The following is a 19,081-nucleotide window of genomic DNA, read 5'->3' as shown; positions in this document are numbered from 1 at the left end:
AAAAATATGTTATCAGTGTTTGCCAGTCCATCAAAATATATACAAGGGCAACAGGCGATGAAAGAAGGAATTCCCTACATCAAAGAATTGGGTAGTTGCGCATTACTATTAAGTGATGATATGGTTTATGATATTGTAGGGAAAGAATTTGAAAAAGAATTAATAGCACAAGATGTTGCAGTTTGTTATGCGCGATTTAATGGGGGGGCAACATTATCTGAAATTAATCGTATTCAAGAAGTAGCAAAAAAAGAACAAATTGATTTAGTAATTGGATTAGGTGGGGGACAAACAATAGATGTGGCAAAAGCTATTTCTAATCATTTAGAAAAAGCAGTGGTCATTGTCCCTACGACAGCTTCAACGGATGCCCCAACGTCTAGTATTTCAGTTGTTTATACGGATGAAGGATTATTTGATCATTATATTTATTATAAAAAGCATCCTGATTTAGTGTTAGTTGATACAACGGTCATCTCAAAAGCCCCAGTAAAATTACTGATATCAGGAATAGCCGATGCGTTATCCACTTGGGTGGAAGGTCGTTCGATTATTGAACGAGGAGAAAGTACGCTGATGCAAGGTGTTCCGACATTAGCTGCAGAAGCTATAGCTGAAAAATGTGAAAAAGTTTTATTTGAAGAAGGATTACAAGCCGTTGCGGCTAATGAAGCCAAAATAGTCACACCTTCACTAGAGGCAGTGATTGAAGCAAATACCTTATTAAGTGGTATAGGGTTTGAATGTTGTGGCTTAGCAGCAGCACACTCTATTCATAATGGCTTTAGTGCATTGAGTGGGGAAGTTCAGAGATTAACGCATGGTGAAAAAGTTGCTTATGGGACATTAACACAACTTGTCTTAGAAAAAAGACCTAAAAAAGAATTAGATCGGTTTATCGATTTTTATCAGAAACTAGGATTACCTACAACACTAGATGAATTATACTTAGATAAAACAGATACAGATGAGTTGTTAAAAATAAGTCTACAAGCCACAAAACCAGGTGAAACCATTCATAAGTTGTCTCCTAATATCAAGGCAGAAGAAGTGATGAATGCTCTTTTATTTGTTGATACTTATGTGAAAAAATATTTTTAATATTAATAACAATTTTTAAAGCAACTTTTTGATTAAATGGTTGCTTTTTTATTTTATTTATTTATAAAAATACAATATAATAGTTAAAAGTCTAATAGTGAATATTTTTTAATCAGTCTTAAGTCGGGGAATAAATCGCCCTCTGGTTCAATAGATAGAAACAGTATTTTGGTTTAATCTATTGATAGCTATTATAAAGGACAATTATTTGGAAGTAAGCATAGGAGGATACATATGACATCAGTTGTAAGTGTGAAAGATTTAAAAAAAGTATATGGAAAAAGCAATGAGAAACAAACTACTGCTTTAGACGGTGTGACGTTTGATGTAGAAGAAGGTGAATTCATTGGTATTATGGGAGCTTCTGGTTCAGGAAAATCAACCTTATTAAATATTTTATCAACATTAGATAAACCAACAAAAGGTTCTGTAAAAATTGCTGGTGAAGATGTGACAACATTAAAAGGAAATAAATTAGCAGATTTTCGTGCAAAAAAAATTGGGTTTATTTTTCAAGATTTTAATTTGCTTGAAACCATGACGGCAGCCGAAAATATTGCGATACCTTTATCATTACAAAGCGTTAAACCTAAAATGATTAAAAAGAAAACCAATCATGTGGCAAATCGTTTAGGGATTAATGAGATTTTAGAAAAATATCCTACGGCACTATCAGGAGGACAAAAGCAACGGGTAGCTGCAGCAAGAGCGCTAGTCACTGAACCAAGTATTTTATTAGCAGATGAGCCAACAGGAGCACTTGATTCAAAAAGTGCTAAAGATTTGCTTGATATGATGGATGAATTGAATTATGAGGACAATGTATCTGTTTTAATGGTAACGCATGACCCGTTTTCTGCTAGTTATTGCAAACGTATTTTATTCATCAAAGATGGTATCATCCATCAAGAGTTAAAACGTGATGGTAAATCTCGTGATGAGTTCTACCGAGAAATCCTTGTTTCTTTAGGTAATTTAGAACAGTAGAAAGGAGAATACATCAATGATTTGGAAACTATCCATGACAGGTATAAAAAGTCGTTTACGAGATTATATGATTCTCTTTTCAGGCTTAGCTATAGCATCAGCTATTTTTTATATGTTCCAAAGTATCGCAACAAACAAAGCCTTTTTAGAAAGTAGTAACACAGTCAAAATGGCGGCTGTCATTTTTCAATTTGGAACAGTGTTATTAGGTATTATTACAGTGGTGTACATTTTATATGCGAATTCCTTTTTGATGACATTACGGCAAAAAACATATGCGATGCTCATGATGTTAGGAGCAAAAACGAAAAAAATTGCTCAAATCATTTTTTTAGAAACGTTTATTATAGGATTTGCTGCAACTATTATTGGAACACTTGTTGGTGTTGGATTAACATCTATTGTTAATTCTTTATTGGTTAATCAGCTAGATATTACAGTAAAACATTTTTCACCGTTTAATGTATCAGCGATGATCTGGACATTTGTTTTCTTTGGCATACTATTTATTGTTACAGCATTTATTAATGCAGGTTCTATTGTTAAAAAGCCTATTTTGCAATTACTAAAAGAACAAGCTATGCCGAAAACATTAAAAATTAAACCAATCCTATTATTTTTAGAAACAGTCATAGGGGTTATCAGTTTAGGCATTGGCTACTATATGTTAGCACATATTAATAAATATCAATTATTTGGTATTGCTGTCGCCCTAGTTACAATAGTATTAGGAAGTTACTTCCTATTTCATGCGATTGCGATTTTTGTGCTAAGTATTCTAAAAAATGTTGATGCTATTTCTATGAAAAAACTAAATAATTTTACTTTATCACAATTAACTTTTCGTATTCGTGATTACACACAAATTTTAACAATGGTTGCTATTTTATTTGCTTTGGCCATGGGTGCTATAACAGTTGGTTTAGGTTTTAGAACCCAAACACTTGATTCAACTAATAAATCTGCAACATATGACTTGGTGTTAAACAATGCGCAAAAAATAGATAAAACACAAATTAATCAGTTAAATCCAATAGTAAATGATACTTACAGTCAAAAAGAAGACGATAAGACGTTGTACTATAATGAGGAACAGTTTAACGAGCGTCCTTTCCAAAATAAAGATTTTAAAACTCAAAAAGTGATAAGCTATACCGGTCAAGATATGTTGAATGATCCACATATTTTAGAAAGTTTAAGATGGTATGGCACACCAGAACAACAAAATAAAGACATCAAATTGGTTTCAGCAGAAGATTTTAATCAATTAGCTTTACCAGAAGCAAGTTTGGAATTAATTAGTGTGTCTAATTTTAAAGAAAGTTTGCCTCAAATTAAGAAGTTAGTAGCAGAAAACACCAAAAATAATCCAAGTCTCAGTAAAGGAGATGGATTTGATCAGACAGCACAAAAATATGTGATGTATCAATTATCTAATTCAATGTATTCAGGTTTTCAGTTTATGGGATTCTTTTTAGGTTTAGCTTTCTTAACCATGTTAGCAAGTTGTCTGATGTTTAAAATTTTATCTTCTGCTAATACAGATAAAGCAAGATTCCAAATGTTACGAAAAATTGGGACAAGACCATCACTTCTTAAAGGAGCTGTGAGAAAAGAAATCGGTGTATTATTCTTATTGCCAGGTATTTTAGGTGTGATTCATGTATTGTTTGGGTTGCAAATGTTTAAAGAATTAATGAGTGATCCATATCATGGCATTTGGATTCCATTTTCAATCTTTATCTTCTTGTATGCTATTTATTATGTTTTAACAGTTGTGATATATAGTAGTATTGTGTTACCAAAAGAAAATAATTAAAATAAGAGTTAATCACTAGTTTGGTGGTTGACTCTTTTTTAATATCATGTTTTAACCTAAATAAAAACAATTAATTTAAAATTAGTTTATTTATTTTATAAAAAAATTAACTATAAATAGAAAATAATAAATATTTGTTCGCTTTTTTATTGAAAATAATTAAAAAAGTTGATATGATATCGAGGTAATAAAAAACCATATAATTCTAGTAATACGGTCTAGGAGTTTCTACAAGTTACCCGTAAAGTAACTTACTTTGGCAAATGAATGTTATTATTCTGCCATGATGAGTTTTTTTAACTAATAGGAGGAATAGTAAATGAAGGAAAAGATTGATCACTATTTTGGGATCACAGAATCAGGCTCTACGTTTAAACGAGAATTCACAGGAGGATTAACGGCATTTTTTGCCATGTCATATGTTATTTTTGTTAATCCGATTATTTTAGGTCAAGCAGGAATGCCAAAAGATGCTGTTTTTATGTCCACTATTTTATCCTCTGCGATAGCGATGTTAATCATGGGATTATGGGCAAAATTTCCTTTAGGGTTGGCACCTTGTATGTCAATGAACGCTTTTTTCGCTTATTCAGTTGTTTTGCAAATGGGAAAATCATGGCAAGAAGCTCTGGCCTCAGTATTAGTGGCGTCAGTTTTATTTTTAATGTTAGCTTTTTCTGGCGCACGTTCTAAGATTATTAAAGCTATTCCATCAAATGTGAAACAGGCTGGAACAGTTGGACTAGGGATCTTCATTGCTTTTGTCAGTTTTAAAAATTCTGGAATCATCGTACCAGATGAGGGGATGTTTATTACGTTTGGTGGCTTTTCTAATCCTAATGTGATTATTGCTTTTTTTGGTATTATTACAGCTGCTTTCTTTTTAGTTAGAAAAAATCAATATGCTGTTTTTTTAGGAATGATTGGTGCAGCAGTATGTGGGTTGTTTATTCGTTTTGGCGTATGGATGAACTGGTTTAATTTAAGTGCAGATGTTGTGGCAACCTTACCTCAATTACCAAAAGGCTCACCAGTTGTCATTCCAACTGAACCGATGAATGCCATGATGAATGATACGTTTATGGTTGCTGTGAAAAATTTAGACAAAATGTTATCGCTAGACTCAATAGTTATTATTTTGACATTTTTATTTTTAGATTTCTTTGGGACAGCGACAACACTTTCTGCTGCAGCGACACAAGTATCTGATATTAAACAAGAAAATTTTGAAGACAATAAACGAATTTATAGTGCAGATGCGTTGGGAACGTTCTTTGGTTCTATCTTGGGAACGTCTAGTTTATCAACTTATATCGAATCTGTCTCAGGAATTATAGCAGGAGCTAGAACTGGTTTAATGAGTGTGATTGTTGCCGGATTGTTTTTATTATCTGCTTTCTTTTACCCAGTCTTATCTCTTGTCACCACCGCAGTAACAACTCCAGCCATGGTTGTGATTGGAATCTTTATGATGCAAAATATCACAGGCATCGATTGGGATGGAGGCTTTGAAGAAGTCATCCCAGCCTTTTTAACCATTGTCATGATGCCTTTAACTGGATCAATTGCTTTAGGGCTAGTATTAGGATTTTTATCTTATGAGTTGTGCATGATTTTTGCTGGACGTATGAAAGAAATACCAACAGTGATGCATTTTATTACAGTTATTTCTGTTTTATATTTATTTACAATATAATAAACATTCCTCCTATCTTAATTTGCAAGATAGGAGGAATGTTTTATTTTGTGTAAACAGAAATGCGTGCTTTATCCACTGTTGGGTGAAGAATTTCTTTGATTAAGGCATTAGCATAATCTTTGTAACTAATGTAACTTTCACCATTAGCGTTAGTCGTTAAAATCTCACCGGCAACAGCATAATTTCCAGATTCCTCTCCATCAGCTTGAAAATCAGCAGCAGGGCTGACATATACCCAGTGAACATCATTAGCTTTCCTCAAGACATCCAGTCCAGCACTCATACTGTTAACAAGTAATTTAAATTCTTCTGGAAAGTCTGGTGTATCTTTAAGCTGTTGTGTTTTAGATTTATCTACATATAAACTTCCAGCACCACCTACTACATAAAGACGAGTATCTAGTCCGCTTAATATCTCAATTAAATGTTCGATAGATGTTTTATGTTCAAACATTTTATCGGGCTCCCAAACGCCAAACGCATCAACCACCACATCAAAATCTTTGACATCATCCGCTGTTAAACTAAATAAATCTTTTTTTAAAACATGAGTAGCGTTAGAGTGGTTGTCATTTCTAGTAATAGCTGTTACTTCTATACCATTTTCTAATGCTTTATCGACAATCAATTGTCCAGACTTCCCGTTTGCTCCAATTACTGCTAATTTCATTGTACATTCCTCCTGTAAGTTGAATAAATTTTTTTATATGATTATAATAAACCTATTAATTACAAAATGTAAGTAAGCACTTTTTAGTAACCTAGTTACCTATAAGAAACTATTAAGTAGAAAGAAGGATTAGCATGGAAAAAATATTACCAGATTGTCCAGTTGAAACAACATTGTTGCTAATTAATAATCGTTGGAAAGTATTAATTTTAAGAGATTTAATGGATGGTAAAAAACGTTTTGGTGAATTAAAACGAACTGTTGGAAACATTTCTCAAAAAGTCTTAACGGAAAATCTTCGTGATATGGAAAAATTTGGGTTATTAACAAGAACCGTTTATGCAGAAGTACCACCGCGTGTTGAATATGAACTAACAAATGTTGGTTATAGTCTCTCATCTGTTTTAAATAGCCTGTCAGAGTGGGGTGAGCACTATAAACAAACCCAAGGCTAAGTTGTTTGTTGACTAAAAGCCTTTATGCTAAATACCAAGATACTTGCTACAAATAATAAAAGACCAGTGATATAAAAATAGATTAGATAAGGAGAGTCGCTACCTGCAATATCTAATACCCCTTTTAGAACAATGGCATTTACAAGCATTGCAATACCCATATTATATAAATTAAAAGCAAAACGATTGGTTAGGGTATGCAATGGATAATTAAGAATGATAATGATACCACGGATAAAATATCGATTGTATACCCATCTTTGACTAAGTCAATCAGTTGATTCATCTCATATTCAAAACGGTTTCCTGGTATTTTTAGTAAGTCCGGTATCATTTGTGAATGGAATCCTCGTAGTCCTGTTTGAGTATCTTCTAACTTAATTCCTGAAGAAAGAAAATAAATAAGAGACGTCATACGATTACCATAATAACTTTTGATGGGGGTTGTTTGTTTATCAAAATGCCTAACACCCAATAGTAAAACATTTAAAGGCAAATATTCCATGCGTTGTATCATGCGTTTGATGTTCTCAATACTATGTTGTCCATCACCATCTGCAGTCACAATATGACTTGTTGGGTAAATTTTTTGAATGTATCTAAACCCAAATTTTAGAGCATATCCCTTACCATGATTTACTAAGTAGCTAAGAACAGTCACACCCATTAGAGAAAGTTGCTGAAATTTTTCTTGATACAACTCACCAGAACCATCATCTACTACAGAGATAGGAAATGGTTCTTGTGTTAATTTTTTCATAAACGCAATTGTTTTATCAGTCGGTTCAAAAATAGGAATTAAAACAACAGAATTAAAACAACAGAATGCATGTTTATCGCCTCCAGTAGTTAGGTTATTATTAAGTATAAATATTAAACTTAAAGGAGGCTTAAAGTGAATTGTTTAAGTCATGTTAGAGTATGAGTGGAAGCATTCCTGTTTTTTTGCTACACTAGGTCTACTAAGTATGATAGGCGGGGGATTAATGAACGAATCAGTGAATTTATTAGTGACGATTGACGAAAATTATATTGAGCCTTTAGAGGTAATGTTGTTTTCTTTATTTAAAAATAATCCTAAAATGACAGGAACTGTTTGGCTAATTCATGAAAATATTTTAGACGAAGATAGTCAGTTTTTAACAAAATGGGTAGAGAGTTTTAATTGGGAATTTCGTGCGATAAAAATAGATAATGATTATTTTAATGGAGCAAAAACGGTTGAAAGGTACCCAAAAGAGATGTATTTTCGTTTGCTTTGTGGGGATATTTTACCCAAAGAGGTTAAACGAGTTCTTTATCTAGACCCTGATATCCTAATATTAAATTCATTAGAAGGATTATGGCGTTTAAATTTACAAGGTAGTTTACTGGCTGCTGCAACTCACAAAGGTGTTACCAATATTAGTTCAGGGATTAATAACATCAGATTAAATACAGATCATGATTATTATAATTCAGGTGTCATGTTGATAGATGTGGATAAAGCAAGAGATATTATTAATATAGAAAGCATTAACGATGCTATTGAGAAGTTTGGGAATTTGTTATTGTTACCAGATCAAGATGTATTGAATTATTTATACGGTAAGTATATTAAAGAAATACCTGAGGAGCATTGGAATTATGATGCGAGAAAATACATGAGTTACTTAGCACGTAGTCGTGGAAATCATGACTTATTTTGGATGATGACTAATACAGCGATTCTGCATTTCTGTGGAGAGTCAAAACCATGGCAGAAAAAACATGACACACGATTTACAGCATTATATTTAGACTATTTAAAGGATTGTCGATTGTCTGTATCAAATATATAAAAGAGCTGAAAACAATCACTGTTTTCAGCTCTTTTATGCTATTCTTTTATAGGTATTCCCTTATAAAAACTAGCGGTGATAGGTGATTTTCTAGCCACAAATTCAGCAGAAGAATTCGCAGTAGTGAGTAGATAAGTCGCATCATCATTGACGTTAGGCCAAACAAGTTGACCATGTTCATCTAACGTTGTAATCCCATCTGTCATTAATCCTAAGAGTTGTGTTAAGTCCTCTTGATTTTTTATATTGAATAACTCGCCTAAGCGTGCCATTTTTTCTTGAAGTGAGCCATCACCATAAGGAGACCAACAATCATAAATATTATCACAACCTAAATGAACTTTTACGCCATATGACAGTAATTCCATAATCGGTGGGATAGTATTTGGGGTAATTGGCACACTGGTTACAATATGTACACCCTGTTCAGCAAGCTCTGTAAAGACCTGTTTTCTTTCTTCCCCAACAAAATCATTTAAACCAAATGCATGGCTGATAAATACGTTATCTTGCATATGATATTTTTTTGTTAATCGAATGATTTCCTTAATGGTGCTTTTTCCTGCCTCTTGTCTATCATGAACATGAATGTCAATGCCAACGTGATAGGTGGTAGCCAAACGAAATGTCTCCGCTAATGACGCTTTGTAGTCTCCATCTAGTGAATAAGGATCCACACCACCAACGAAATTAGCTCCCTTTTTTAGTGCTTCTTCAATTAGCTGACTACTGTTTGATCTAAGTAATCCATGTTGTGGAAAAGCTACGATGTCAATAGGGGTATTAACTTGATTTCTTAACTTAACAATAGCATCAAAGTAACGAAGTTCAGTGGCGGGCTCAATATCAATATGTGAACGAAACGAGGTGACACCATTTGCCACTTCAAGTTGATATAAATTATTAGCACGTTCACTAATGGATTTGTTTAAATTATCTAAAATAGGAATTTCTGTTTCAAAACGTTCGACAAGATTTTTTGCTGGAGTCACAGGAGTCCAAGGAGTTCCTAACTTACTTTTATCAAGATGACAGTGTTTTTCAACCAGTCCAGGAAGAAGTAATTGATGATTGGCATCCATACTATTTTCATTTTCTAAAGTCATCTCTTGTTGGGGGATAATATCGACAATTTTGCCATCTATAATGTGAATAGCAGATAATTCTGTTTGTGTTCCTTTTACCCAGTCTTTTTCTTTGATAAAATTTGTTTCAATTAGCACATTGGTTAACCAATAATTCATAAAATCACTCCTCTAGTTATTAGTGAAACTCTTTTCTATTTAAACGTACACTATTTTTTATAAAAAGACTAAATAAATGCCCATTAAAAATACACCTAAATCATATACTTGAGTTAGGTGTATAGTATAGAATTAATCTGTTTCATAGTCATTCCAAACTTTATTAGCGTAAATACTATTAAATAAAAGTGCAACTTGTAAGGCAATTTGTGACAGATAAATTCCCAAAGAACCAATATCAGATTTTCCTGTCCATGAATTAAAAGCTAACAAGGTCCAGTAAAATACATTGGCAATATTGACAAAAATCCATAATGACCAGTTTTCTTTGTATTTAAAAATATAAAGGGTTTGGGCGATGAGGGAAATCACAAGATTGGCACTATCAATATATGGCAGTTGACCACCAAAATTTCCAATCACTAACCAACCAATTAACCAAGCGATAATACTACCAATAAATAGTAATTGTTTCGTCTTTGGTTTAAATTGATGGACAGCTTCATCATTTCCCCATAAAAACCAGCCGATGGGTTGAGAAATGACATAAATAATATTCATCACAAATGATCCATAAGCATGACTTTGCCAAGCAATATAAGTCATAGCCAGACATTGAATAATCCCAAAGAAGAAAGTAATCTTTCTCCCTTTCATCCCGTAAACTAAACAAATGACACCTGCAACGCCACTAATCATGCCAATCACTGAATCCGGTGAGAGTAAGAATACAATAACTTGAAGTGCCAATAGTACAGACACATATTTGATTTCAAAAGGTTTCCAACCAACGAAAAGTTGATTGACTAACCAAGACTGTTTTTTTTCAGACATGTTTATTATCCACCTCATGTAAAATTTTTAAGGCTAGTTTGATTGATTGTAATTCTCCAAGAGCTACCATTTCTTCTTCATTTACAAGGTTATTAACCCCTTCATTTAAGTCTTCTTCATATAACACGACATTATTTAGAATAGATAATGCCCGAATATTTTTTAAACTAGCTAAAACATAGAGGGCACTACTTTCCATATCAGCTCCTAAAATACCAAAGTGTGACCAAAAGGCTTCATTTTTAGCGTTATCTTCCATATAAAAGCCATCATGTGAGCGAGTAATACCAAAATTAGCGTTAGGAGCAAACTGTTGAGCTAAGCTTAATAACGTTTCATTTGCAATAGCAGGAAAATCACTTGGAACATATTTTTTAGTTAGTCCTTCATCTCGCACAACTCCTGTTGGAATAATCAATTCTCCTAGGGGAATATGATGTTGCATTGCGCCACAACTTCCAACGCGAATAATAGTATTTATGCCAATATTAATTAATTCTTCTACCACAATAGCTGTAGAAGGTGCACCAATACCAGAAGAAATAACTAAGATAGGAGTTCCTTTGTAGTCTCCTTTAATTGAAATATAACCTCTATTTGAGCTAAGATTTTCTACGTTTTCTAAACAAGAGGCGATAATTGCCACACGTTTAGGATCTCCCACAATAATAGCTTTTGTTAAATGATCTATTTTTTCTAATTGGATATGTGCCTGTTTCGTCATGAATTTATTCCTTTCTTCTTTTGTTTATTATGTTTTTCTTTAGGTAATATAATACACTAAAATGATTAAAAGATATATTATTTTTTGTGTTGAGACAAAATAATTGCGTAAAAAAAAATGAGGTGTTACTATAATAATATAAAATATACTTACAAATTGTAAGCTAACAAGGAGACGATTATAATGAAAAAATATGGTGTTATTGTAGGTTCAACAAGAAAAAATTCTTACTCAGAAGCAGTTGCAAAAGCGATTGTAAAAGGTTTACCTGAAGATGCAGAGGTAACGTTCATTAAAATTAGTGATTTACCTTTATATAATCAAGATTTAGATGAAGATTCACCAGCTGAATACACACGATTTAGAAAAGAAGTTGCTGCTCAAGATGCGTTTATTTTTGTCACTCCAGAACATAATAGAAGTATTTCAGCTGCATTAAAAAATGCATTAGATGTAGCTTCAAGACCATGGGGACAAAATGTATGGGCAGGTAAACCAGCTCTAGTTGCTTCTCAATCAATTTCAGGCATATCAGGTGTCTTAGCACATCACATTTTAAGACAGTCATTAGTATTTTTAGATATGCCAACTATGCAACAACCAGAATTATACATTGGCCATTCTGATCAATTATTTGATGAAAATCTAGAACCAACAAATGATTCAACAAAAGAATTTTTAGCAAGTGCAGGAAAACAATTTAGTGAATTTGCAGCAAAATTTGCTTAATTAAAGAGGAATGAAGAGGCTGACCCAAAAGTCTTAAAATAGAAAAAATCCCATGAAATCCGTTAATTACAACGTTGTTTTCATGGGATTTCTATTTTATTAGTTGAATGATTTTTATTTAAAAAATTACTTTTTGGTCAGCCTCGTTTTTTATTGTCTTTAAGGGTGGTGTTGTGTCATAAAAATATATGGAAACATCTAAAATGATGTTTGTACATTAATGCTAATGCCATCAATTACCATTCTGTTTATGTTACCTATTGTATCGTATTGGGTTGTAGATGAAGAATCTATTACTATGATAGTCATAAAAAAATATTAGATAACCTTACCAAAGTGAGATAGGTTATCTAATAGAGGACTATTTTAAACAGGTTTACGCTCAAAGGCATCTGTACTGATTCCTTGATCTAATACAGTCTTAGCCCACTCTTTTGCAGAAAACAATGAATGGTCTTTATAGTTTCCACAACTTTTAGCATCAGTTCCTTGAACATCTTCCCAAGAAATCTCTTCTACAATTTGAGTTAATGTCTCTTTTAAAGCTTTTGCTACAACATCAGCAGGATAGCTATCCCATACAATTAAGTGAAAGCCAGTTCGACAACCGAATGGTGAAATATCGATGATTCCATCTAATCGATCTCTTAATAAATCAGCTAATAAGTGTTCTAAAGTATGAATAGCACCTGTAGGCATTTCTCCTTTATTCGGCTGAACAAATCGTAAATCGTAATTTGTGATAGAATCTCCTTTTTTCCCATTTTCTGTTGTAATTACTCGAACGTATGGTGCGATAACCTTGTTATGGTCTAATGTGAAACTTTCTACTTCTGCCATTTATATCATTCCTTTCATTATTATAAAAAGTAGTTTTTAGAGGGTAATTCAAGGATAACCTTTTTTTGAGTAGTGTCAATAAGGTGCTGAAAAATCCGCTAAAAATCTATTTTTTCAAAATAAGTTAATCACATTTTTTAGGAAAATAATTTTTTATCATCGTAAATAAAGAGCATTTTCTTTTTGTTGCAGATATGTAATCAACTACTGAATATTTTAAAAAGATAAAAATCTAGTTGACAATAAAAAAAATATTTGATAACATTCAAAAATACAAAACGTAATTATTACGATTTAAAAAAATAAAGTGAGGTAGATTAGTTAAAATGAAAAAGCAATGGTTGTGGGGATTATCACTTATAGCGATTAGTGTGTTAATAGGAGCGTGTTCTTCTGAAAAAAAAGCAGAAAAAAATGCTGATAAATTAAAAGTCATGACGACATTTTATCCTATGTATGAATTTACAAAAGAAATTGTAGGAGATGAAGGAGATGTAGATATGCTTGTATCAGCAGGTGTTGAAGCACATGATTTTGAACCATCTGCAAAAGACTTAAAAAAAATACAAGATAGTGATGTGTTTGTTTACAATAATGAAAACATGGAAACATGGGTTCCGTCTATTCAATCCGTATTAAAAGAGGGTGGCGTTCATGAAATTAAAGCAACTGAGAATATGGTATTGCTTCCTGGAAATGAAGAAGAGGAGCATGATCATTCTGAAGAAGGACATTCCCATGAGTTAGACCCACATGTTTGGTTAGCTCCAAGTTTAGCGATGAAAGAAGTTGAAGAGATTAGAGATCAATTAATTAAGCAATACCCAAATAAAAAAGAAGTGTTTACAACGAATGCTTCCAATTATTTGGAGAAGTTAGCCCAATTAGATACATCATATAAAAATACGTTAACGGATGCTAAGCAAAAAAGTTTTGTCACACAACATGCTGCTTTTGGTTATTTAGCGTTAGAGTATGGTTTAAAGCAAGTTCCGATATCTGGACTATCACCTGAAGAGGAGCCATCTCCAGCAAGATTGGTAGAATTAAATAAATTTGTTAAAGACAATGATATTAAATATATTTATTTTGAATCTAATGCAACAGACGCGATTGCTAAAACATTGGCCAAAGAAACAGGTGTGGAATTATTGGTATTAAACCCTTTAGAGGGGCTAAGTAAAAAAGAGATTGAAAATGGTGAAAATTATGTCACTGTTATGGAGAAAAACCTAGAATCTTTGAGTAAAACAACTGGTACATCATCAAAAAATATTGCAGTAAGTGAATCTGAAAAAACAGTCCAAGCAGGATATTTTGACGATAACCAGATTGAAAAACGTCCTTTGAGCAATTGGAGTGGAGAATGGCAATCTGTTTATCCGTTATTAAAAGATGGCACTCTAGATCAAGTATTTGATTATAAAGCTAAAATCAAACAAGATAAATCAGCGCAAGAATATAAAGCCTATTATGAATTAGGTTATAAAACAGATATAAAAGAGATTGATATAACAGACTCAACGATGACTTTTATTAATGAAAATGGTAAAAAAATGAGCTCTGAGTATAAATATGTTGGTTATAAAATATTGACTTATGAAAAAGGCAATCGAGGTGTCAGATATTGCTTTGAAGCTATTGACCCGAGTCAAGGCGCATTTAAGTATGTACAGTTTAGTGATCATGAGATAACAGATACTAAATCAGCTCATTTCCATTTATATTTTGGTAATGACAGTCAAGAAGCGTTATATAAAGAATTAGAAAATTGGCCAACTTATTATCCAAAAGAATTAACAGGAAAACAAGTGGCACAAGAGATGATGGCTCATTAGAAAGGAAGATACACATGAGGACACCAATTATTTTAGAATGTGCGGAAACAAAAGAAAGACTTTATCTAACTAGTAAAAACAAACGGAATACGCCGGATAGATTAGAATTAAAAAAATATTCCCCTAAATTGAGAAAACATGTAATATTTAGAGAAATGAAAAAATAAGGAGACGAGTTAATTGGCAAAAAAATCAAAAATAGCAAAATACACTAAACAAAAGCAATTAGTTGCAGAGTATGCGGAGCTTAGAAAAGAATTAAAAGCGAATAAAGATTATGAGGGATTGCGACAACTCCCTAAAAATGCTAATCCTAATCGTCTTAAGCTAAGAGATGAGATAGATGGTCGTCCAAGAGGATATATGCGTCAATTTGGTTTATCGCGGATTCATTTTAGAGAATTGGCACATAAAGGCCAACTACCAGGCGTTAAAAAAGCCAGTTGGTAAGAAAGTAAGGAGGAGTAGACAATGGCAGTACCTAAACGAAAAACATCAAAATCAGCAAAACATGCAAGACGAACTCATAAAAAATTATCATCTTCCTCAGTATCCTACGATTCTATATTGGGAGAGTACAAAAGAAGCCATTATATTTCACCTGATGGGTATTATAAAGGAAGGAAAGTTATTGGTTAGGAGGACTGTCAGATGAATATAATTTATCCACCACTTGTTGAAGAGAGTTTATCTTATCATTTTTCAGATAATAAAATTGTATTAGAAGATAAGGTACTCATGTATCAGTCCATGATTGAAGCAGGTGTGATTGATGAACAGGGATTTCCCACAAAAGAAGCACTAGAAAAAGGTTGGGTGAAGGACTTTTATGAAAAAGAACAGTTATCATTTGACGATTTTTTAGCTCTTTATCCAATCTTTAAATCTTATGATAAACGCAATTTTCACTTGATTGATGGGTTTTGGGAAATTAGCCATTCTTTCAAAGAAACATTGATAAAAGATATTCAGTCGGAAAAAATGGGGTATGATGATATACTACAAATTACCGAATACTTATCAGAGAGGTAGAATTTTATGGGGATACCAATAACAATTATTTCTGGCTTTTTAGGTTCAGGAAAAACAACGCTAATCAATCAAGTGATAAAGGGTAGTGGACTGTTACCAAATGAAGTTATTATTATTGAAAATGAGTTTGGTGAAGCAGGAATTGATCATGAGCTACTTATTCATTCAAAAGAAAATATCGTTCAAATGAATGGTGGTTGTATTTGTTGTAGTTTGAGAGGAGATTTGTTAAATGCATTAACAGCGACATTAGATGTGTTTGTAAAGCAAGGATATCCGATAAAACAAGTCATCATAGAAACCAGTGGGATATCAGATCCTCAACCGATTATTCAAACGATTGTCGCCACTCCTAGTCTACAACCTTATTTCTATTTAGATAGTGTGATAGGGGTAATTGATGCAGAAAATATTGAAGTTAATCTCTCTCATCATGAAGCAATGAAACAAATTATGATGTCAGATAGACTATTAATTTCTGAAAAAGGGGTGGCTAATTCAGAAAGTATTGAGCAAATAAAAAAACAAATGGCAGAAGTAAATCCATTAGCTGATAGTCATCTATTTTCATTAACTATGACAAATGAGAAATTGGCTGAACTAGTATTAAACAATCAGTTATTTAGTCAGTCAATTGATACAATTCATGATGAACATCACCACCATCATCATGAATTTGAGTCACTCATTATAGAAGGAAAAGGCAGTATCAAAGAAAGTTCATTACATAATTGGCTATCTTGGTTAATGATGACTTATCAAGAATCAATTTATCGGATGAAAGGATTTTTAAATATAGAAGACCAAGACTTTCAAACAGAAGTTCAAGGTGTGAATCAACTATTAAATTTTAATTTAACGAATCGATTAACAGAAATACATGATAATAAATTAGTCATTATTGGTAAAAATATTGATAAAGAAAAAATTATGGAAGCATTTCAATTAATTATGATTGAATCAAATGAAAGGAAATAATAGTAATGGAAAAAACAGATGTGTCGAGTGCCTATAGACGACTAAGTAGTCCTAATATCAAAACAAAAAAACGTGCACTAAAAATTATTAAAGAGGCTAAACGAAGTAAGCGTAGTAAATAGAGAGGAACGTCTTGAGAATATCAAGGCGTTTTTTAGTTGATAATAATTCTCAATTTTAAAAATATGTGTTAAACTCTAAAAAATATCCATTAAAAATAAATTGGAGGTAATTATTATGTATAGCGTAACCAATACTATTCATATAGAAACACCCTTTGCAGAAAATATGATTCAACGATTTACATCAAGTCATACAACGAGTGCGATGGAGAAGGTGGATGGCTTTATTCAGTTTCAGTTGATGACGCGTGTCTTACCAGAAGATGAAAATGTAACAGAATTAGTGGTGTTAAGCTTATGGGATTCTAAAGAACAACAAAAAGCTTGGGTAAAAAGTCAATCTTTTAAAGATGTTCATAAGAAAGAAGAGTCAACAGGAATAACAAAGGAAAAGCCAAAACGTCAAGGTTTTATAAAAAATAGTATTGCTGAATATGATGTATTGGTATAATATAATCATCTTTTAAGAAAGAACGTGATGATATTGTACGAAGAATTAATCAGAAAACAATTTGCAATTGATTTTGGTTGTTATCAATATGACTTTTCTGAAAATTTGTTTGTTACATCTAAACCTGGTGTCAATGCCAGACATGTTGCTAAAGGAAAAGCAAATATTGTGATGTATGGCAATCATTTATTTGTCCGAACGGAAGATGAAGAATTAACAAATAAGTTAGAAAAAGAATTTAGTAATCTGCCATCTGAATGGTTTTTTGAAATAAAAACGATTAATCGACTAATTGAGTTATTAAAAGAATATGACATGTCGATAAAAAATATCAGCCCTTTTTTTATTCCAAAAGAACCAATAAAGAGTACGGCAATCGACCAGTTTAAAGTATTACGAGAACAAGATATTTTAGCGTTTAAAGAAGATAAAAGAATAAAAATGTCTTTTGGGTATGACCTTAGTTATCCGGATAGATTAGGTCTAGCTTATTATGCAAACAATCAACTAATCGGGTTGTGCGGTGCTAGCGAAAGTGGGAAGTACACCTGGGATTTAGGAATAGAAATATTAGATAATCATTATGAAAAAAAGGGACTGGCAACAAGTTTGATCAGTGAGTTAATATCACTTATTCAAGAAGAGAACAAAGACATTGTTCCAGTTTATTCTACAGCATTTTCTCATGTTAAGTCGATGAATGTAGCCATTCGTTCGGGATGTGTAATAGGTTGGAGTGAAATATTAATAGATTAATTCTTTTTTTTTATTTATCGTGGTATAATCGATGGATAAAAAAGGGGTGTTTTAATGAATGATATGAAAAAAAATCAGCGAGTGTTAACGCTAATAGGTGTCCTTGTTTTATGTTATAACATTTACGAATTAATTATTTCAAAATTTTCTGTTAACCAAAGTGTGACACTAATCATTGAGGCGATGGCAGGGATTGTCTTAATTTATTTACCTAATATCATTAAAAAAATATTTAAAATTGTTTTTCCAGATGGGATTATTTTGTTTTATTGGTTTTTCTTATTGATTTCAGTCTTTTTAGGTACGTGCTTACACTTTATGTCAATTATTTCTTTTTGGGATAAAATTTTGCACTTTATTAGTCCAATGATTTTAACGATTACAGGATATGGTATTATTGCAGCTTTATTAAAGAAAGCAGATATATCTGACGTTAGTCCCTGGCTATTTTTAGTAATGGGATTCTCATTTGCTGGTGTATGTGGCGTTTTCTGGGAATTTTGGGAATTCTTTTGTGATCAATTTTTTAGTATGAATTTGCAACGCTATAATGCTTCAGGAGGCGTTCCACTTGTTGGAAGAGCAGCCTTAATGGATACAATGGGGGATTTATTAACAAATACTCTCGGCTCCTTAACTTTAAGTGTGATTGCCATGAAGAAAAGTCATCATCATCCAGAATGGTTTAATCATTTTAAGATTAAAAAAATATAGATTTGTTCGTAAAACGTATTATTTAAGTGGATGGTAGGATTCGAACCTACACCTCAGTAAATAGAGACTAATCAGTTGAGTAGTTTCTTTGAGTTATAACACCAGGTTCACCCACGAGATTAATTGATAAGATAATTGTATCTATTATATAGTGGAAAGTCACTCCGTCAAAAGTAGGATATTAAATATGCTCATAGTTGTACCACAAATTGGTTAATGGTTATCCAGTTTGTGGTATTTTAGTTTGTAAGCATTTCGACTATACTAG

Annotated in this window: 24 protein-coding genes and 1 riboswitch; of the genes, 17 read left to right on the top strand and 7 right to left on the bottom strand. The window is 32.3% G+C overall.

Features of this window, described 5'->3' with window-relative positions:
* The first annotated feature begins 6 nt into the window (after positions 1–6).
* The 4 genes from CBF36_RS02865 to CBF36_RS02850 all read left to right on the top strand — a co-directional run bounded on the left by CBF36_RS02865 (position 7) and on the right by CBF36_RS02850 (position 5,603).
* Positions 7–1,101 carry a glycerol dehydrogenase gene (locus CBF36_RS02865; RefSeq protein WP_125956447.1) on the top strand — a complete coding sequence of 365 codons (1,095 nt, stop codon included), beginning with the start codon at positions 7–9 and terminating at the stop codon, positions 1,099–1,101.
* 234 nt (positions 1,102–1,335) lie between these two features.
* Positions 1,336–2,088: an ABC transporter ATP-binding protein gene (locus CBF36_RS02860; RefSeq protein ID WP_125956445.1), complete on the top strand. Its 753-nt coding sequence runs from the start codon at positions 1,336–1,338 to the stop codon at positions 2,086–2,088.
* Between the two features lie 16 nt (positions 2,089–2,104).
* The gene (locus tag CBF36_RS02855) at positions 2,105–3,907 is read left to right on the top strand and encodes an FtsX-like permease family protein (protein WP_125956443.1); all 1,803 of its coding nucleotides are present in this window, start codon (positions 2,105–2,107) and stop codon (positions 3,905–3,907) included.
* A gap of 175 nt (positions 3,908–4,082) precedes the next feature.
* A riboswitch (purine riboswitch) is annotated at positions 4,083–4,184 on the top strand.
* Positions 4,185–4,226: 42 nt separating this feature from the next.
* Positions 4,227–5,603, top strand: coding sequence for an NCS2 family permease (locus CBF36_RS02850; protein WP_125956442.1), 1,377 nt, complete (start codon positions 4,227–4,229; stop codon positions 5,601–5,603).
* Positions 5,604–5,646: 43 nt separating this feature from the next.
* On the opposite strand, the gene CBF36_RS02845 is transcribed toward CBF36_RS02850, so the two are convergent.
* On the bottom strand, positions 5,647–6,276 hold the full coding sequence (locus CBF36_RS02845; protein WP_125956440.1) for an NAD(P)-dependent oxidoreductase: 630 nt from the start codon (positions 6,274–6,276) through the stop codon (positions 5,647–5,649).
* Between the two features lie 134 nt (positions 6,277–6,410).
* Here CBF36_RS02845 and CBF36_RS02840 point away from each other — a divergent pair, with 134 nt between their 5' ends.
* A complete protein-coding gene (locus CBF36_RS02840; protein ID WP_125956438.1) occupies positions 6,411–6,731 on the top strand; it encodes a winged helix-turn-helix transcriptional regulator in 321 nt (106 codons plus the stop codon).
* On the opposite strand, the gene CBF36_RS12240 is transcribed toward CBF36_RS02840, so the two are convergent.
* On the bottom strand, positions 6,728–6,880 hold the full coding sequence (locus CBF36_RS12240) for a hypothetical protein (protein ID WP_165865358.1): 153 nt from the start codon (positions 6,878–6,880) through the stop codon (positions 6,728–6,730). The two genes, CBF36_RS02840 and CBF36_RS12240, sit on opposite strands and share 4 nt — an antisense overlap.
* Positions 6,881–6,921: 41 nt before the next feature.
* Positions 6,922–7,500: a glycosyltransferase gene (locus CBF36_RS02835; RefSeq protein ID WP_270279550.1), complete on the bottom strand. Its 579-nt coding sequence runs from the start codon at positions 7,498–7,500 to the stop codon at positions 6,922–6,924.
* A 217-nt stretch (positions 7,501–7,717) separates the two neighbouring features.
* On the opposite strand from CBF36_RS02835, the gene CBF36_RS02830 reads away from it, so the two are divergent.
* Entirely contained in the window at positions 7,718–8,551 is an 834-nt protein-coding gene (locus CBF36_RS02830) for a glycosyltransferase family 8 protein (RefSeq protein ID WP_125956434.1), read from the top strand.
* 38 nt (positions 8,552–8,589) lie between these two features.
* Here CBF36_RS02830 and CBF36_RS02825 read toward each other — a convergent pair whose 3' ends face one another.
* The 3 genes from CBF36_RS02825 to CBF36_RS02815 form a co-directional block, all read right to left on the bottom strand.
* Positions 8,590–9,795, bottom strand: coding sequence for an amidohydrolase family protein (locus CBF36_RS02825; protein ID WP_125956432.1), 1,206 nt, complete (start codon positions 9,793–9,795; stop codon positions 8,590–8,592).
* 132 nt (positions 9,796–9,927) lie between these two features.
* Positions 9,928–10,629, bottom strand: a complete 702-nt coding sequence (pnuC, locus tag CBF36_RS02820; RefSeq protein WP_125956431.1) for a nicotinamide riboside transporter PnuC — start codon at positions 10,627–10,629, stop codon at positions 9,928–9,930.
* Positions 10,622–11,353, bottom strand: coding sequence for a nucleoside phosphorylase (locus CBF36_RS02815; RefSeq protein ID WP_125956429.1), 732 nt, complete (start codon positions 11,351–11,353; stop codon positions 10,622–10,624). The genes pnuC and CBF36_RS02815 overlap by 8 nt, the downstream gene beginning before the upstream one ends.
* A 183-nt stretch (positions 11,354–11,536) precedes the next feature.
* Here CBF36_RS02815 and CBF36_RS02810 point away from each other — a divergent pair, with 183 nt between their 5' ends.
* Positions 11,537–12,082 carry an NADPH-dependent FMN reductase gene (locus CBF36_RS02810; RefSeq protein ID WP_125956427.1) on the top strand — a complete coding sequence of 182 codons (546 nt, stop codon included), beginning with the start codon at positions 11,537–11,539 and terminating at the stop codon, positions 12,080–12,082.
* A gap of 366 nt (positions 12,083–12,448) precedes the next feature.
* Here the strand turns inward: CBF36_RS02810 and CBF36_RS02805 are convergent, their stop codons facing one another.
* On the bottom strand, positions 12,449–12,922 hold the full coding sequence (locus CBF36_RS02805) for an S-ribosylhomocysteine lyase (RefSeq protein WP_125956425.1): 474 nt from the start codon (positions 12,920–12,922) through the stop codon (positions 12,449–12,451).
* Positions 12,923–13,248: 326 nt separating this feature from the next.
* Between CBF36_RS02805 and CBF36_RS02800 the strand changes: the two genes are divergently transcribed.
* The 10 genes from CBF36_RS02800 to CBF36_RS02755 all read left to right on the top strand — a co-directional run bounded on the left by CBF36_RS02800 (position 13,249) and on the right by CBF36_RS02755 (position 18,813).
* Entirely contained in the window at positions 13,249–14,760 is a 1,512-nt protein-coding gene (locus CBF36_RS02800) for a metal ABC transporter solute-binding protein, Zn/Mn family (RefSeq protein WP_125956424.1), read from the top strand.
* A 14-nt stretch (positions 14,761–14,774) separates the two neighbouring features.
* Positions 14,775–14,927 (top strand): 50S ribosomal protein L33, encoded by a 153-nt coding sequence (rpmG, locus tag CBF36_RS02795; protein ID WP_125956422.1) that lies wholly within the window; start codon positions 14,775–14,777, stop codon positions 14,925–14,927.
* Between the two features lie 13 nt (positions 14,928–14,940).
* Positions 14,941–15,210: a 30S ribosomal protein S14 gene (gene rpsN, locus CBF36_RS02790; RefSeq protein ID WP_125956420.1), complete on the top strand. Its 270-nt coding sequence runs from the start codon at positions 14,941–14,943 to the stop codon at positions 15,208–15,210.
* A 21-nt stretch (positions 15,211–15,231) separates the two neighbouring features.
* On the top strand, positions 15,232–15,399 hold the full coding sequence (gene rpmF, locus CBF36_RS02785; RefSeq protein ID WP_125956418.1) for a 50S ribosomal protein L32: 168 nt from the start codon (positions 15,232–15,234) through the stop codon (positions 15,397–15,399).
* Between the two features lie 12 nt (positions 15,400–15,411).
* Complete coding sequence (locus CBF36_RS02780) at positions 15,412–15,792, top strand: hypothetical protein (RefSeq protein WP_125956416.1); 381 nt, start codon at positions 15,412–15,414, stop codon at positions 15,790–15,792.
* A 6-nt stretch (positions 15,793–15,798) separates the two neighbouring features.
* Positions 15,799–16,770, top strand: coding sequence for a CobW family GTP-binding protein (locus CBF36_RS02775; RefSeq protein ID WP_125956415.1), 972 nt, complete (start codon positions 15,799–15,801; stop codon positions 16,768–16,770).
* Between the two features lie 5 nt (positions 16,771–16,775).
* Positions 16,776–16,892, top strand: coding sequence for a putative metal homeostasis protein (locus CBF36_RS02770; protein WP_125956413.1), 117 nt, complete (start codon positions 16,776–16,778; stop codon positions 16,890–16,892).
* A 115-nt stretch (positions 16,893–17,007) separates the two neighbouring features.
* Positions 17,008–17,343: an antibiotic biosynthesis monooxygenase gene (locus CBF36_RS02765; protein WP_125956411.1), complete on the top strand. Its 336-nt coding sequence runs from the start codon at positions 17,008–17,010 to the stop codon at positions 17,341–17,343.
* Positions 17,344–17,370: 27 nt separating this feature from the next.
* Positions 17,371–18,099 (top strand): hypothetical protein, encoded by a 729-nt coding sequence (locus CBF36_RS02760; RefSeq protein ID WP_125956410.1) that lies wholly within the window; start codon positions 17,371–17,373, stop codon positions 18,097–18,099.
* A 54-nt stretch (positions 18,100–18,153) separates the two neighbouring features.
* On the top strand, positions 18,154–18,813 hold the full coding sequence (locus CBF36_RS02755) for a DUF2238 domain-containing protein (protein WP_125956408.1): 660 nt from the start codon (positions 18,154–18,156) through the stop codon (positions 18,811–18,813).
* Positions 18,814–19,081 lie beyond the last annotated feature (268 nt).

It is taken from the genome of Vagococcus bubulae (assembly GCF_003950315.1).
In the GTDB taxonomy this organism is placed as follows: Bacteria; Bacillota; Bacilli; order Lactobacillales; family Vagococcaceae; genus Vagococcus; species Vagococcus bubulae.
The sequence above is the reverse complement of the archived record's forward strand: the minus strand, read 5'-3'. Positions and strand labels throughout refer to the sequence as shown.